Source organism: Methylocystis sp. S23, assembly GCF_054106005.1.
This window is the reverse complement of record NZ_CM134185.1, coordinates 1,236,340-1,251,101: the sequence shown is the minus strand read 5'-3', so window position 1 is coordinate 1,251,101 and position 14,762 is coordinate 1,236,340. Positions and strand designations below refer to the sequence as shown.

12 protein-coding genes and 1 pseudogene are annotated in these 14,762 nt (G+C 66.7%); 3 read left to right on the top strand and 10 right to left on the bottom strand.

Going from position 1 to position 14,762, the window contains the following annotated elements:
- Positions 1 to 94: 94 nt before the first annotated feature.
- A complete protein-coding gene (locus tag ACV7JP_RS06345; protein WP_457798377.1) occupies positions 95 to 370 on the bottom strand; it encodes a YiaA/YiaB family inner membrane protein in 276 nt (91 codons plus the stop codon).
- A gap of 102 nt (positions 371 to 472) precedes the next feature.
- A pseudogene (locus ACV7JP_RS06340) lies at positions 473 to 1,170 on the bottom strand (PspA/IM30 family protein).
- A 210-nt stretch (positions 1,171 to 1,380) separates the two neighbouring features.
- Here ACV7JP_RS06340 and ACV7JP_RS06335 point away from each other — a divergent pair.
- The 3 genes from ACV7JP_RS06335 (at position 1,381) to ACV7JP_RS06325 (ending at position 3,224) form a co-directional block, all read left to right on the top strand.
- A complete protein-coding gene (locus tag ACV7JP_RS06335; protein ID WP_457798376.1) occupies positions 1,381 to 2,004 on the top strand; it encodes a TetR/AcrR family transcriptional regulator in 624 nt (207 codons plus the stop codon).
- A 45-nt stretch (positions 2,005 to 2,049) separates the two neighbouring features.
- Positions 2,050 to 2,790: a sulfite exporter TauE/SafE family protein gene (locus ACV7JP_RS06330; protein WP_457798375.1), complete on the top strand. Its 741-nt coding sequence runs from the start codon at positions 2,050 to 2,052 to the stop codon at positions 2,788 to 2,790.
- Between the two features lie 104 nt (positions 2,791 to 2,894).
- Entirely contained in the window at positions 2,895 to 3,224 is a 330-nt protein-coding gene (locus ACV7JP_RS06325; protein ID WP_457798374.1) for a PilZ domain-containing protein, read from the top strand.
- 49 nt (positions 3,225 to 3,273) lie between these two features.
- Here the strand turns inward: ACV7JP_RS06325 and ACV7JP_RS06320 are convergent, their stop codons facing one another.
- The 8 genes from ACV7JP_RS06320 to glgC all read right to left on the bottom strand — a co-directional run bounded on the left by ACV7JP_RS06320 (position 3,274) and on the right by glgC (position 14,738).
- The gene (locus ACV7JP_RS06320) at positions 3,274 to 3,858 is read right to left on the bottom strand and encodes a DsbE family thiol:disulfide interchange protein (protein ID WP_457798373.1); all 585 of its coding nucleotides are present in this window, start codon (positions 3,856 to 3,858) and stop codon (positions 3,274 to 3,276) included.
- The gene (gene ccmD / locus ACV7JP_RS06315) at positions 3,855 to 4,028 is read right to left on the bottom strand and encodes a heme exporter protein CcmD (RefSeq protein WP_457798372.1); all 174 of its coding nucleotides are present in this window, start codon (positions 4,026 to 4,028) and stop codon (positions 3,855 to 3,857) included. The genes ACV7JP_RS06320 and ccmD overlap by 4 nt, the downstream gene beginning before the upstream one ends.
- On the bottom strand, positions 4,025 to 4,789 hold the full coding sequence (locus tag ACV7JP_RS06310) for a heme ABC transporter permease (protein ID WP_457798371.1): 765 nt from the start codon (positions 4,787 to 4,789) through the stop codon (positions 4,025 to 4,027). The genes ccmD and ACV7JP_RS06310 overlap by 4 nt, the downstream gene beginning before the upstream one ends.
- Positions 4,790 to 4,889: 100 nt before the next feature.
- Positions 4,890 to 6,248 carry a S41 family peptidase gene (locus ACV7JP_RS06305; protein WP_457798370.1) on the bottom strand — a complete coding sequence of 453 codons (1,359 nt, stop codon included), beginning with the start codon at positions 6,246 to 6,248 and terminating at the stop codon, positions 4,890 to 4,892.
- Positions 6,245 to 7,561, bottom strand: coding sequence for a murein hydrolase activator EnvC family protein (locus ACV7JP_RS06300; RefSeq protein WP_457798369.1), 1,317 nt, complete (start codon positions 7,559 to 7,561; stop codon positions 6,245 to 6,247). Before ACV7JP_RS06300 ends, ACV7JP_RS06305 begins: the two co-directional genes overlap by 4 nt.
- A 112-nt stretch (positions 7,562 to 7,673) precedes the next feature.
- Positions 7,674 to 11,789, bottom strand: a complete 4,116-nt coding sequence (glgX, locus tag ACV7JP_RS06295) for a glycogen debranching protein GlgX (protein WP_457798368.1) — start codon at positions 11,787 to 11,789, stop codon at positions 7,674 to 7,676.
- A 238-nt stretch (positions 11,790 to 12,027) separates the two neighbouring features.
- Entirely contained in the window at positions 12,028 to 13,479 is a 1,452-nt protein-coding gene (glgA, locus tag ACV7JP_RS06290; protein ID WP_457798367.1) for a glycogen synthase GlgA, read from the bottom strand.
- Complete coding sequence (glgC, locus tag ACV7JP_RS06285) at positions 13,476 to 14,738, bottom strand: glucose-1-phosphate adenylyltransferase (RefSeq protein ID WP_457798366.1); 1,263 nt, start codon at positions 14,736 to 14,738, stop codon at positions 13,476 to 13,478. The genes glgA and glgC overlap by 4 nt, the downstream gene beginning before the upstream one ends.
- Positions 14,739 to 14,762 lie beyond the last annotated feature (24 nt).

Here is a 14,762-nt window from a genome sequence, read left to right as displayed (position 1 = left end):
GATCCGGAAAGGCAAGGCCGACGACAATTGACCAAAGCTGATTAAGGATCGGTCAAGGCCGCCGGCCCGTCGTTGGGAAATCGGGCGGCTCGAATCACGCGACCTTGGACACATCCATCAGGAGGCGTTCGGTCTTGGCGTCCTCGATGCGGTTCAGGAGCTTCTCGGCCTCGACATTGTCGCGGATCGTCTTGGTGAGGATAATGCAGGATTGCACGAGCGTCACCGTTCCCATGAACAGAAAGCCCTTCATCCAATGGTCGATGGGCATCATGAAGACGCCGCCGGCGATCATCGCGACCGAAAGGCCGAAGGAGATATAGGAGAAGGCGACGAAGGCGGGGGAGTGCTTGATCGGCTGAGCGGACATTTGAGTTTTCCTTTTCGACGAGTTTCTATTTTATTTGCCTTATTTTGCGCATCCGTCGGGACGCTCGCGGCGCGGGCTCCTAAGGATGAGGTCGCGGAAGCGTCACGACGGCGCGCCGGCCTTTTCCTTCAGGCGCGCGAGGACGTCCGACGCGCGCGGCTTCACCGGCGGGCCGAAGCCGGCTTTTGCGAGCGTCTCGTTGAGGCTCTCCGCGCTGGGCTCGGCGTCGATTGCGTCGAGCGCCGTCTCGGCCGCGCAGGCCTCCGCCTGCCGTTCGCGCAGACGCGCGAGCGTCGCCTCGGCTTCCGCAAGGGTCGCCTGGCGGCAGGGCGCGTCCTCCACGCGTCCGCGCCGGGCGATGCGCACGGCTTCCGCGGCGCGGGCGATGCGGCGGCCTCTTTCCAGTTCGGCCAGCCGCGCCGACTGGTCGCGGACATGCCGCTCAAGCTTGGCGATCTCGACCGAAAACAGCGCGCGCGCCTTCTCGGCCGCCTGGGCGTCGCCTTCCAGCGCGGCGAGGTTTTCCGAGGCCTTCTCGGCTAGATCCTCGCGGCCGGCCCGCAGGGCGGCGACCGCCCGCATTTCCAGCTCGGCGATCTGCGCGCGCGCGCGGCTTCCAGCTTGCGCGCCTCCGCCTTGTCCTGCGCCATGGCGATGGCGAGCGCCTTTTTCGCACGGTCGGCCGAAAGCGCCGCATCGCGCATCTGCTGGTCGAGAAGGGCCAGCGCATGGCGGTCGGCCAGGCGCTCCTCGGCCTCGAAGGCCTTTCCCCGGAGGAGGGTGACGACTGTCTTGATCATGAGCTTCTCCTTTGTGAACGAGGTTCACATAAAGAGCGATACCCTATCTTTGAACGAAGTTCAAGAGTTGATTTGAACGTCGTTCTAGTTAAGGTTTCCCTACGCCTCGTCAGGGAACCGTTGGAGCGCTGCGCGGTTTCAGCGATGAAACGGGGTTTCACCCCATTCTCGCCGCGCCGGCGGGTCATAGGGGGTCGAAAGGATGATTCGGTGACCGAGACCAGGACCGAAGCTGGCGCGCAGCGCCGGCTGAAATTGCGGGAGCGGCTGCTCGACGTCGCGCGACAGTCGATCGCGGCGCGGGGGCTCGCAGGATTGAAGGCGCGCGATCTCGCCGCCGAGGCCGGCTGCGCGCTCGGCGCCATCTACACGGCCTTCGACGATCTCGACGAGCTGATCCTGCGCGTCAACCTTTCGACCCTGGAGCGGCTCGGCGACGCGCTCGACGTCGCGCTGCGCCGGGCGGATCCCGCCGATGCGCTGCTCGCTCTCGCGCGCGCCTATCTCGATTTCGCCCGGCGCGAGGAGCCGAGCTGGCGCGCCCTTTTCGAGCATCGTCTTTCCGGCGGCGCGCCGGTGCCGGATTGGTACGCCGACGCCCGCAACCAGCTCTTCGGCCGGCTGGAGGCGCCGCTCGCCGCGCTGCTGCCGCAGCAGGACGCGGGCGCCCGCGCGCGCCTCGCCCGCACGCTGTTTTCCGCCGTGCATGGCGTCGTCGCGCTGGGGCTGGAGGAAAAGCTGGAGGCGACGCCGCCCGAGACGCTCGACGAACAGCTCGAAACGCTCGTGCGCCTCATCGCCGCCGGCCTCGCCCGCGAATCCGGCGCAGCCTGAATAGCAAAGGCTTGCCTTGCGCGCCCCGACCTGAGATAGGCGCGCATGGCTTATCTTCTCCTTTTCGCGGTCGCGATCTGGGCGGGCGCGCAAAACGCGCTCGCGGGCGGGGGCTCCTTCCTCATTCTGCCGACGCTGATGTTCACCGGCATGGACGCGCTCGCCGCGAACATCACCTCCTGCGTCGCGCTCTTTCCGGCGCAGGTGGCGACGGGCTGGACCGGCCGGCGCCACGCCGAAGGGGTCGGCGGACTCAGCCTGCGCTGGCTCTTCGTCATCAGCATCGTCGGCGGCGCCGTCGGCGCGGTGGTCCTGCTGGAGACGCCGCGCGGCTTCTTCGCGCGGCTCGTGCCGTGGCTCGTGCTCTTCGCGACGGGGCTTTTCGCCTGGGGCAGCTTCTTCCGAAAGCCGGGCGAAACGCATGGCCATCTCTCCGCCGGGGCCACGAGCCTCGTTCAGTTTCTCATCTCCGTCTATGGCGGCTATTTCGGCGGCGGCATCGGCTTTCTGATGGTCGCGGCCCTCACCATGGCGGGGCAGGCGGTGCGCATCGCCAGCGCCACCAAGAATGTGCTGGCGGGCGTGATGAACGCCTCGGCGGTCGCCATCTTCCTGTTTTCGCCCGATCTGCACTGGCCCCAGGCGATCGTCACGGCGGCGGGCGCGACGGTCGGCGGCGTCGCCGGGGCGCGGCTCATCCATGTGATCGACGAGAAGGTCCTGCGCGTCTTCATCGTCGTCATCGGCGCCGCGCTGACGGCGGGGCTGTTCCTAAAAGCGCCGTAGGAATGGAAATTTACGGCGCAGGACATGGTCGCTGGTGAGAAATCGTCAATTTCTTTAACGGCATAATGCCCCCCGCGTCGAAACCATTCCTCGCGCGAGACCCCATGCAAGCTCCTTTCACCGAAAAATCCCGGCGTAAAATCGCGGCCAGCGACGACAGGCGCGCGGCGCCGCGGCTCAAATCCTTCGCGGAGGTCTGGGCCGATCCGGGCGGAATGGAGCCCGCGATCCCCTGTCGCGTGATCGACATTTCCACGACGGGGGCGAGGATCGACTGTCAGGGCGCGACCCTGCCCGACGCTTTCGTCCTGACCGTCGGCCACGCCAAGCATGTGGCGCATGTGGTCTGGCGCCGACAGACGCTGGTCGGCGTCGAATTCCAGAAAGGCGCGCGGCCGCCGCGCGACGGCGCGAAGCTCGGAGACCGGCGCTAGACCGCCGTCGCGCGAAAAACATCCGCCTCCCGCGAAATGCGGCTATGGACTATTTAGCCATCGCTTTTTCGATTTCGGGGATCAACTGGGCCGCGGCCGCCGAGGCGGTCAGCGGCCCGATGAACTTATAGGCGATCGTCCCGTCGCCCTTCACGACGAAGGTCTCCGGCACGCCATAGACGCCGAAATCGATCGCCGTGCGGCCCGCCGGGTCGACGCCGACGCGCTGGAAGGGGTTGCCCTCTTCCTTGAGGAAACTTAGCGCATTCGCCGCCTCATCCTTGTAGGAGAGGCCGTAAAGCTCGATCCCTTTGCCTTTCAACGCGCCATCCTGCGCGAGCGCCATCAGGATTGGATGCTCCTGTCGGCAGGGCGCGCACCAGCTCGCGAAAATATTGACGACGCTGACATGGCCCTTGCGCAGATCCGCCGTCGTAAAGCCCGGCGTGTCGCCGAGCCCCGCGAGCGCCGGCAGATCGAACTCGGGCGCCGGCTTGCCGATGAGCGCGGACGGAATGCGCGAGGCGTCTCCCGAAAAGAGCCGGACGAGAAAAAGGCCCGCCAGAAGCGTGAAAAGAACGAGCGGCAGGAAGCGCAGGGGCGAGCGCGCCGCCTCGGTCGCGGGCTCGCTCACGGGGCGCCTCCATCTTCGGCCCGGCCCGCCTCGTCCCGGCCCTTGGCGCCGAGACGCGCAAGCTCCGCCTTGAGGCGGCGATAATCGAGAAGGATGCGCGCGGCCATGCCGCCGATCGTAAGAAAGGCGATTGCATAAGCGAGCGCCACGAAGCCCACATGTTCGCTCATTGCGCGGCCTCCAGCGAAGCGTCGCCCTCGTCGCGCGCGGCCTCCTGCAGCGCCTGAAGCGACAGGCGGGCGAGGCGGCGGCGCAGGATCTCGTTGCGGATCGCCATGAAATGCAGGGTCAGGAAGAGAAGCGTCGCGGCGAGCGCCATGACGAGCAGCGGCCAGAGCATGGAGCCGGAAATGGCCGGCCCGCCGATGCGGAAGACGGAGGCCGGCTGATGCAGCGTGTTCCACCAGTCGACCGAATATTTGATGATCGGAATGTCGATCGCGCCGACCAGCGTCATGATGGCGGCGATGCGCGCCCCGCGCGGCGTGTCGTCCATCGTCTGCCGCACGGCGATGAGGCCGAGATAGAGCAGGAACAGCACCAGCATGGAGGTGAGCCGCGCGTCCCACACCCAATAGGCTCCCCACATCGGCTTGCCCCAGAGCGAGCCGGTGACGAGGCAGACGAAGGTGAAGGCCGCGCCGAGCGGGGCGGCGCTCTTCTGCGCGGCGTCAGCGAGCGGATGCTTCCAGACGAGCACGCCGAGCGAGGCCGAGGTCATTACGACATAGGCGAAGATGGCGAGCCAGGCGGAAGGCACGTGGATATACATGATCCGCGCCGTTTCGCCCTGCTGATAGTCGGGCGGCGCCGTGAAGGCGCCGTAGAGCCCGACCGCGAGCAGGATCAGCGTGAGGCCGGAGAGCCAGGGCAGGACGATGCGCGCGAAATTGAGAAAGCGCGTCGGATTGGCGTAGTCGAGGACAGACATCAGGCGGCGCCGTAGCTATGAGGCGAAATAGCGAATAGCGAATAGCGAATAGCGAGTGGAACTTTCCATTCGCTACTCCCTATTCGCCATTCGCCTCCGATCAATTGGCCTTGGTCGGGGCCTTTGTCGAGTCCTTGGCGATTTCCTTGGTCTGCTCGGCCATGATCTGCGCCTTGGACTTGCCGTGCAGCAGCTCCACCGCCGCGATCAACTGCTTGTCCTTCTTCTCGTCCGGGGGCACATAGGCCTGCGAGCCGCTCTTCTCGTCCTCGCCATTCTTGAGATGGCCCTTGAGCGAGGCCTCGCCCTTCGTGTCGTCCTTGCCCTTCAGCTCGTCCGGCACGTCCTGCAGGATGATCATATCGGGATCGATGCCCTTGGCCTGGATCGAGCGGCCCGACGGCGTGTAATAGCGCGCCGTGGTGAGGCGCAGCGCGCCATTGGCGCCGCCGAGCGGGATGATGGTCTGCACCGAGCCTTTGCCGAAGGAACGCGTGCCGATCAGCGTCGCGCGCTTGTGGTCCTGCAGCGCGCCGGCGACGATCTCGGAGGCCGAAGCCGAGCCGCCATTGATCAGCACGACCACCGGCTTGCCCTTGGAGAGGTCGCCCGGGCGGGCGTTGTAGCGCTGGGTCTCGTCGGCGTTGCGGCCGCGCGTCGAGACGATCTCGCCCTTGTCGATGAAGGCGTTGACCACCTGGATCGACTGGTCGAGCAGACCGCCCGGATTATTGCGCAGATCGATGATGTAGCCCTTGAACTTGTCGGCCGGAATTTCCTGCTGGAACTTCGCCATGGCGTTGCGCAGGCCGTCCGCCGTCTCCTCGTTGAACTGGGAGATGCGGACATAGCCGATGTCCTCGTCCTGCTTGCGCGAACGCACGGACTTGATGTGGATCTCGGCGCGGGTCAGCTTGACCTCGATCTTGTCCTTGTCCTTGCCGCGGAAGATCGTGAGCTTGACCGGCGTGTTGATCTGGCCGCGCATCTTGTCCACGGCCTGGTTGAGCGTCATGCCCTGCACGCTCTCGTCGTCAATGGCGCCGATCAGGTCTCCCGACATGACGCCCGCGCGCGAAGCGGGCGTGTCGTCGATCGGCGTGACGACCTTCACGAGGCCCTCTTCCTGCGTCACCTCTATGCCCAGGCCGCCGAACTTGCCCTCGGTCTGGGTCCGCATGTCCTTGAAGCCCTTGGCGTCGAGATAGCTCGAATGCGGATCGAGCGAGGTGAGCATGCCGTTGACGGCGTTCTCGACCAGCTTCTGCTCGTCGGGCTTCTCGACATAATCGGCGCGGACCTTGTCGAACACGTCGCCGAAGAGGCTCAGGAATTTATAGGTGTCGGCGGTAGCGGCGACCGCCGGCGTGCCGATCAGCGCGCGGGCCTGCTGACCCAGCGTCGCGCATCCAGCTCCGATGGCGATACCGGTAGCGAGTAGAGCAGTTTTGCGAATCATCCGCCGACCTTCCGACTGTCTGACTTCGCCCACCATGGGCTCGAGTCGATCGAAGTTCCGTCCTTGCGGAACTCGACATATAAAATGGGCTGTTTCGCGCCGATCGCGATGGTCGCCGCCGTCTGCGCGGCCAAGTCTCCCATGCTGGCCACCGGCTCGCCCGCCAGGACAAATTGCCCGACGTTCACATTCAAGCGATTCATGCCGGCCAGGACGACATAATAGCCGTCGCCGGCGTTAATGATCAAGAGTTGACCATAGGTTCGGTAAGGCCCTGAAAACGCGACCCATCCATCGCAGGGCGCGACGACGACGCCGTTTTCGCGGGCGCCGAGGAAATAGGCCTTCTCCCTGCCGCCGAAGCCGTCGGGCGCCCCGAAACGCTTCAAAACCGGTCCGGAAACTGGGAAATTCAACTTGCCCTTGAGATCGGCGAAGGACACGGCCGGCGCAAGGCGCGCGGCGTCCTTGAAGGGCGCGGCGAGCGCCCTGCGGCGCTGCTCGTCCGAGAGCTTCGCCTGCGCCGCGGCGCGCGCCTCGTCCGCCTTGCGGGCGTTTTCCGCCGCCATGCGGGCCGCCGCGCTCTCCGCCTCCATGCGCGTGATGAGCTCCTTGAGGCTCGTCGCCTGCCGCGCCAGCTTGGCCGCGCGTTCGCTCTCGGTCTGCAGCGCCGCTTGCGCGGCCGAGATGGCCTCCTGCCGCATGGCGATGAGGCTGCCGAGCTTCTCCCGCTGCTCGGCCAGAGCCGTCTTCTCCTGCGCGAGGCGGTCCTGTTCGTGGCGCGCGCTCTCGCGCAGATGCGCGAGCTCGGCGAGATCGCTTTGCAGCGCCCGGGCTTCCGCGCGCATTTGCGGCAACACGTCGCCCAGCGCGAGCGAGGCGCGGACGGCGTCGAGAATGTCCTGCGGGCGCGCGAGCAAAGCGGGCGGCGGACGCCGCCCCATGCGCTGCAGCACCATCAGGACCTCGACGATCAGCGCGCGGCGGCTCTCCAGCGAGGCGACGATCTTCTTTTCGTCCTCGGCGATTTTTCCCAACCGCTCCTCGATCTGGGCGGCGTGCGCTTCGGTCTCCTGCAGCCGGCCCGTCGCCTCGAGCAGCGTCTTGTTGAGGTTTTCGCGAATGGCGGCGTTGGCCGCAATTTCTTCCTCGAGCTTCTTCGTCCGCTCCCTCGAGCCGCCGATTGTATCCTCGACCCCGCGCAATTCGAGGCGCTTGACTGCGACATCCGGGATCTCGGGCGCGCTTCCCGCCTTCTCCTCGGCGCGGACGGCGAGCGAGGAGGCGATGACGAAACCGGCGATCGCGAGCACGCGCCCGTCGCCTCCTCGAAATCGCTCGCTCGACAAATGCATGCGCGCCTTCAACCCTCCCGCGTCCGCGCTCGTCGACGAGGACCGGCGCGGCAAAATATGCCGCCGGAATCTAGACCAGAATGCGGCGGAGGCCCGCAATCACGGCCGCCGCGCGGGGCGTCGAGAAAAGCGTTTCCACGGGACGCCGCAGCTTGCGCCGCCAATTGGGCCGCTCCCGGTCCGTGCCGGGAAGGTTAACGGCCACGCTTTCGCCGGAAAGCTCGTCGAGCTGCGCCATGGCGAGGATCGAGGGCGAATGCGCGGCGAAACGATGCAGCGCCGTCGCCAGCGCGTCATTGAAGGGATCGTTTTCGGCGACGCCGCCGAGAAGCCCCTCGCCGCGCAAGGCGTCGAGCAAGGCGCGCTTGTCCTTGAGGCGGGCGCCGCGTTCGAAAGCCGCGGCGTCGGGCGCCAGCAGGCCGAGGCTTTCCTTCTCGTCGATGTCGGCTCCGCGCCACCAGCCTTCCAGCGTCGGCAGATCATGCGTCGAGACGCAGGCCATCGCCTTCTTCGGATAATCGCGCGGCGGGATGAAGCCCATTCCCGCGCGCTCGAACCAGACGACGCGATAGCTCAGCACGTTTGAAGCCTCCAGCCGCTCGCGAAAGCCCCAAGGCAAGGTGCCGAGGTCCTCGCCCACGACCATGCAATTTGCGCGCGCGCTTTCCAAAGCGAGCTGCGCGAGCAGCGCGTCGAGCGGGTAGGAGACATAGGCGCCCGCATGCGCCTTCTCGCCTTCGGGCGCGAGAAAGAGCCGCGCGAGCCCCATCACGTGATCGATGCGCAACGCGCCGGCATGCCGCATATTGGCGCGCGCGAGCTCGGCGAAGTCCGCGCCGCCGTCGAGTTCGATCGCGAGAGGATTCGGCGCCGGCAGGCCCCAGCTCTGGCCGTCCCGGCTGAAGGGATCGGGCGGCGCGCCGATGGAGAAGCCCTCAACGAGGCGCGCGGCCTTGCTCCAGCTCTCCGCGCCGTCCGGAGCGGCGCCGACCGCGAGATCGCGGCACAGGCCGAGAGCGAGACCGCTTTCGCGCGCCGTTTTCGCGGCCTGCGCGAATTGCCGGTCGGCGATCCATTGCAGGAAGCGATGAAAGCGCAGGCGCGTCGCGTTTTCCAGCGCGAAGGCCGCGAGCGCGTCGCGCGCGCCCTCGCGCAAGGGCTGCGGCCATCGGCGCCAGTTCTCGCCCGCGCGCGTCTCGCTGATCGCTTCGAAAAGCGCGAAACGCGTCAATGTCTCGCCGCCGTCAAGCGCGAATTGCGTGAAATCGGCGACCGGCGCGGCGTCCGGATGCTCGCGCGCCAAAGCGTCGAAACGGGCGAAGGCGCTTTCGAGCGCCCGCTGCTTGAGCGTATGAACGGCCGGGTAGTCGACGGCGTCGAGAGAAGAGAGCGCCCGCGCCGTCTCTTCGTCGAAAGCGTCGCCCAGAAGATCGGCAAGGTCGATGTAAAGAGGATCGAGAAAGCGCCGGTCAGAGGGGTAATAGGGGCTCGCGCGCGAGCAATCCTGCGGGAAAAGCGCATGCAGCGGATTGATCGCGACAAGCGACGCCCCCGCTTCGGCGCTGTTGCGCGCGAGAAGGGAGAGCGTCGTGAAATCGCCGACGCCCTGATCGCCCTCGCGGCGCAGCGAATAAAGCTGCGCCGAAAGACCGAAGCGGCGTTCGTCGTCCGGCAAGTAGCATCGCGCCGGCGCGACGATGAGGCGGCAAAGGGCCTCGTCATTCTCCGCGCGCAAGGCGTAGCGCCCGGCGGGAAGCGGCGGCAATTGCGCGCAATAGCCATGGTTCTCGCGCCCATCCGCGCCGCGCCATGAGCAGGGCGCGAGCGCGGAAAGGGCGACCGGCTCTTCGCGGCCGTCTTCATGCGTCAGAACGAGTCTCGCCGGCGCGCCGTCCTTATTCGCGGAAAGACGCAGCGCGCCGGCCTCATTTTCGCGCGCGACGAGATGTTGGGGCAAAGCGCGGCGGTCGCGCATCTCGGAGAGGCGGGCGAGACTGTCGCGCGCCTCGGGGCGGCTTTGCGCGGGCAGGCCGAGACTCGTCAGCAGCCGCAGCAATGTCTCGCGCGGAACGTCATGCGCGCGGCCGTCGACGTCGCGCCAGCGCGTCGCGACGCCGGCGGCCTCGGAAAGCTGGGCCAGCAGCGCGTCGTCCGGGGGCGAGGCGGGGCGAGGGGGCGCCTGTTTCTCTTCGACAAGCAGCAGGACGGATCGCGCCGCCACGAAAATGCGGCCGGAGACGGTTTCGCTCCGGTCGGGCTCGGCGGCGTCGAAGGCGATGCGCCATTCATGAAGGTCGCGGGCGGGCGGCGGCGTGACGTCGAGCGCCGCCGCGCCGCGATGGAAGACGATCAGAGCGCGGTCGTCTTCCGCATAAAGCGCGACGGTCAGCGTCTCGGCGTCGCCGCGGCGCCAATCTTCCTCCCGCATCGGCGCGCCGGAGGCGGTGAGCCATTGCACGTCGGGGACAGCCGCGCCGTCATGCGCGGCGCCGTCGAGAAAGCGATCCTGGCGCAAGGCGGGATGCGACTTGCGCAAAGAAACGAGTTTCGCCGTCGCCTCGATCAGGGCGGGGTTGGCCTTCGACCAATCGAGCCAGCTGGATTCATTGTCCTGCGCATAGGCGTTGTTGTTGCCTTTTTGCGTATGCCCGAGCTCGGCGCCCATTGCGAGCATGGGCGTTCCGCGCGACAGAAGCAGCGTCGCAAGCAGATTGCGCTGGTCGCGCGCGCGCGCTTCGAGGATCGCAAGATCGCCGCTTTCGCCCTCGGCCCCGTTGTTCCAGGAAAGATTGTCGTTCGTCCCGTCGCGATTCTCTTCGCCATTCGCCTCATTGCGCTTATGCGCATAGGAGACGAGGTCGCGCAGCGTGAAGCCGTCATGCGCGACGATGAAATTGACGCTGCGCGACGGGCTGCGGCGCGCGAAAAAGTCCTGCGAGCCGGCGATGCGCGTCGCAAGCTCCGAGACGCCGGCAGGGTCGCCGCGCCAGAAGCGGCGGACGCCATCGCGATAGCGGTCGTTCCATTCGGCGAAGGGAGCGGGGAAGCGCCCGAGCCGATAGCCGCCTGGGCCGATGTCCCACGGCTCGGCGATGAGCTTCAATTCGCGCAGGATCGGGTCCTGCAGCAGCGCGGCGAGGAAAGGCGCGTTGGCGTCGTAGCCCGAAGGCAGGCGCGCGAGCGTCGTCGCGAGATCGAAGCGAAAGCCGTCGACGCCGCCATGGATCGCCCAGGCGCGCAACGCGTCCATGGCGAGGCGCATGACCGGCGCACGGTCGAAGGCGAGAATATTGCCGCAGCCGGCGTCGTTCACATAATGCGCGCGGTCCGCCGCGAGACGGTAATAGCTGGCGTTGTCGAGTCCGCGCAGCGACAGCGTCGGCCCAAGCTCGTCGCTCTCGCCCGTATGATTGAAGACGACGTCGATGATGACTTCGAGGCCCGCGGCGTGAAGCTTCGCGACGGCCTCGCGCACTTCCGTCCAGCCGCCCGGCGCGAGACGCGGATCGGGTGCCATCATGGCGATGGGATTGTAGCCCCAATAATTGGAAAGGCCGAGCGGCGGCAAATGGCGCTCGTCGATCCAGGCGGCGCAGGGCAGGAGCTCCAGCGTCGTGACGCCGAGCTTTGCGAGATGCGCGATCGCCGCCTCATGCGCAAGGCCCGCAAATGTTCCGCGCAGGTTTGACGGGATATCGGGCTGCGTCGCGGTGAAACCCTTGGCGTGCGTCTCATAGATGATCGTCTCGCTCCACACATGATGCGGCCGCGAGGGCGCCGCCGCTTGCGGGCGCGACATCACGCATTTGGCGAGATGCGGCGCGCTGTCTTGCGTCGCGGTTTCGCCGAAGGCGAACATGCTCGCATGCAGGGACAGCGGCCGGTCGAGCGCGAGCGCATAAGGATCGACGAGGAGCTTCGCGCCGTTGAAGCGATGGCCTTCATGCGGCGCGTCGGGGCCGTAGGCGCGGAGGCCGTAAAGCTGGCCTTCTTTCAGCCCTTCAACGCGGCCGTGAAAGACGTCGCCGCTGCGCGCGGGGAGGCGAATGCGCCGCGTTTCGGCGCCGCTGTCATCGAAGAGGCAGAGGTGGATTTCCTCGGCATGTGCGGAGAAGACCGCGACATTGGCGCCCGTGTCGTCGAGCGTGACGCCGAGAGGTTCGGGCGCGCCGGTCGTGACGCGCATCAGGCTCGAGCCTCTCTCCCTCTCCCCGCAAAGGGCGTCGAAAGACGCCCGTCTTTCGACGGGCTTTGCGGGGAGAGGGTTGGGGTGAGGGGCGGAGCGAGCGCAAGAATCTCTGGCGAATATTTCAGTGGCGCTGGAGTTGTCCAAAGATTGCGTGCTGACGCCTTGCCCCTCACCCTGCCCTCTCCCCGCAAGCGGGGAGAGGGGGGCAACGCGCCCCAGGTCGCCAGCCCTGCGCTCACTCCCGCGCCGCCACCGCCTCGCGATAGAGCGCCGCGTAGCGCCGCGCGGGCTGGCGCCAGGAGACGTCGGTCTTCATGCCGTTCAATTGCAATCTGCGCCACGTGTCCTTGTCCCTGAACAGACGCTCGGCCTGGCGCAGCGCGATGGCGAGCGCCTCCGCTGTCGGCGGCGAAAATTGCACGCCCGTCGCGACGCCGGCCTGAATCGCCATTTCATTCGCGTCGATGATCGTATCCTTCAATCCGCCGACGCGCGAGACGATCGGCGCGGCGCCGTAGCACAAGGCGTAAAGCTGCGTGAGGCCGCAAGGCTCGAAGCGCGAGGGGACGAGGAAGGCGTCGGCGCCCGCCTGAATGAGATGCGCCATGTCCTCGCTATAGCCGATAAAGACCGAGACGCGGCCGGGATAGGCGTCCTGAGCGGCGAGGAAGCCTTCCTCGAGATGTCTATCGCCCGCGCCGAGCAATGCAAGCTGCGCATGGCGCGACATGAGCGTGGGCAGATTGGCGAGCAGCATGTCGTGGCCCTTCTGCCAGGACAGGCGGCTCACGACGCCGAGGAGAAAGGCGTCCGGATCGGGATCGAGATGGAAGCGCTTCTGCAATGCGGCGCGATTCCTTCCGCGCGCCGCGAGAGTCGCGGCGTCGTAAGTCGCCTCGATGCGCTTGTCCGTCGCCGGATTCCATACGTCCTCGTCGACGCCGTTGAGAATGCCGCTCACGACACCGGCGCGGGCGCGCAACAGGCCGTCCAGCCCCATCCCGAATTCCGGCGTCTCGATCTCCAGCGCATAGCTCGGCGAGACGGTGGCGATGCGGTCGCAAAGCTGCAGGCCCGCCTTCAGAAAGCCGATGGCGCCGTAATATTCGACGCCCTCCATGACGAAGGATTCGTCCGGCAGGCGCAGCGCGCCCAGAAGCTCTTTCGCATATTGCCCCTGAAAGGCGATGTTGTGGATGGTGAGAACCGTCGCCGGGCGCGGCCTGCCGCTGTAATGGAGATAGACGGGCGCGAGCGCGGCCTGCCAGTCATGCGCGTGCAGCACATGCGGCGTGAAATCCGCGAGCGCGCCCTGGGCCATTTGCGCCGCCGCCCAGGCGAGCGCGGCGAAGCGGAAGGCGTTGTCGGGATAATCGGCCCCGTTCTTGTCCGCATATGGTCCGCCGTCTCGCGCATAGAGATGCGGCGCGACGAGCGAATAGACGATCTTCCCGTCGAGCCGGCCTTCAAGCGCCCAGGCCGGACCGCCGAAGAGATCGTCGAAGGAAAGAACGGTCTCGCCATGGCCCAGCGCCGCGAGCGCGCCGGGATAGCCGGGTATCAGCGTGCGCGTCTCGACGCCTTCGCGCACGAGCGCGGCCGGCAATGCGCCGACGACATCCGCGAGGCCGCCGGTCTTGACGAGCGGGCTCATTTCAGAGGCGACCGCCAGAACGCGCAAATTCATGAAGCGAGCCTGTCGATCATGGGCTGCGTGATGAGGCACACGCCCTGCTCGGTGCGGCGGAAGCGCCGCGCGTCGAGCTCGGGCTCTTCGCCGACGACGAGGCCTTGCGGAATGCGCACGCCGCGATCGACCACGACATTGGTGAGGCGCGCCGAGCGGCCGATATCGACGTAAGGGAGAACGACCGCATTCTCGACCGTGGCGTAGGAATTCACGCGCACGCCGGTGAAGAGCAGCGAGCGCCGCAGCGTCGAGCCGGAAACGATGCAGCCCCCGGAGACGAGCGAGGACAAAGCCTGTCCGCGCCGCCCGACCTGGTCATGCACGAATTTCGCGGGCGGCGTGATTTCGGCGTAAGTCCAGATCGGCCAGTTGCGGTCGTAGAGATCGAGCTGCGGCACGAAATCGGTGAGATCGATGTTCGCCGCCCAATAGGCGTCGACCGTTCCCACGTCGCGCCAATAGGCTTGCTGCTCGCTCGCCGAGCGCACGCAGGAGCGCGAGAAGTGATGGGCGACGGCCTTGCCGTGCCGCACGATATGGGGAATGACGTCCTTGCCGAAATCATGCGTCGAGCTCGGATCGTCGGCGTCGCGGCGCAATTGGTCGTAGAGGAATTTCGCCTCGAAGACATAGATGCCCATGCTGACCAGCGCGCGGTCGGGATGGCCGGGCATGGCGGGCGGATCGGCGGGCTTCTCGATGAAAGAGAGGATGCGGTCGTCATGATCCGCATGCATCACGCCGAAGCCCGACGCCTCCGCTCTCGCGACCTCGAGACAGCCGATGGTGACGTCCGCGCATTGCTCCACATGCTGCTGCAGCATGTGCTCATAGTCCATCTTGTAGACATGGTCGCCGGCGAGCAGGACGATGTATTTCGGGTCGTAGCTCTCGACGATGTCGAGGTTCTGATAAACGGCGTCGGCCGTGCCGAGATACCAGTGATCCTCGGAGACGCGCTGGCTCGCGGGCAGAATATCGAAGCTCTCATTGCGCTCGGTTCGGAAGAAGCTCCAGCCGCGCTGCAAATGCCGGATGAGGCTGTGCGCCTTGTATTGCGTGGCGACGCAGATGCGCCGAATGCCGGAATTGAGCGCGTTCGAAAGCGCGAAGTCGATGATGCGCGACTTGCCGCCGAAATAGACCGCGGGCTTGGCGCGCCGGTCGGTCAATTCCATCAGCCGGGAGCCCCGGCCGCCGGCGAGAACATAGGCCATGGCGTAGCGCGCGAGCGGCGCATTGTCATAGGCGGCCATCGGTCACATCCTGTGCGATTCGAG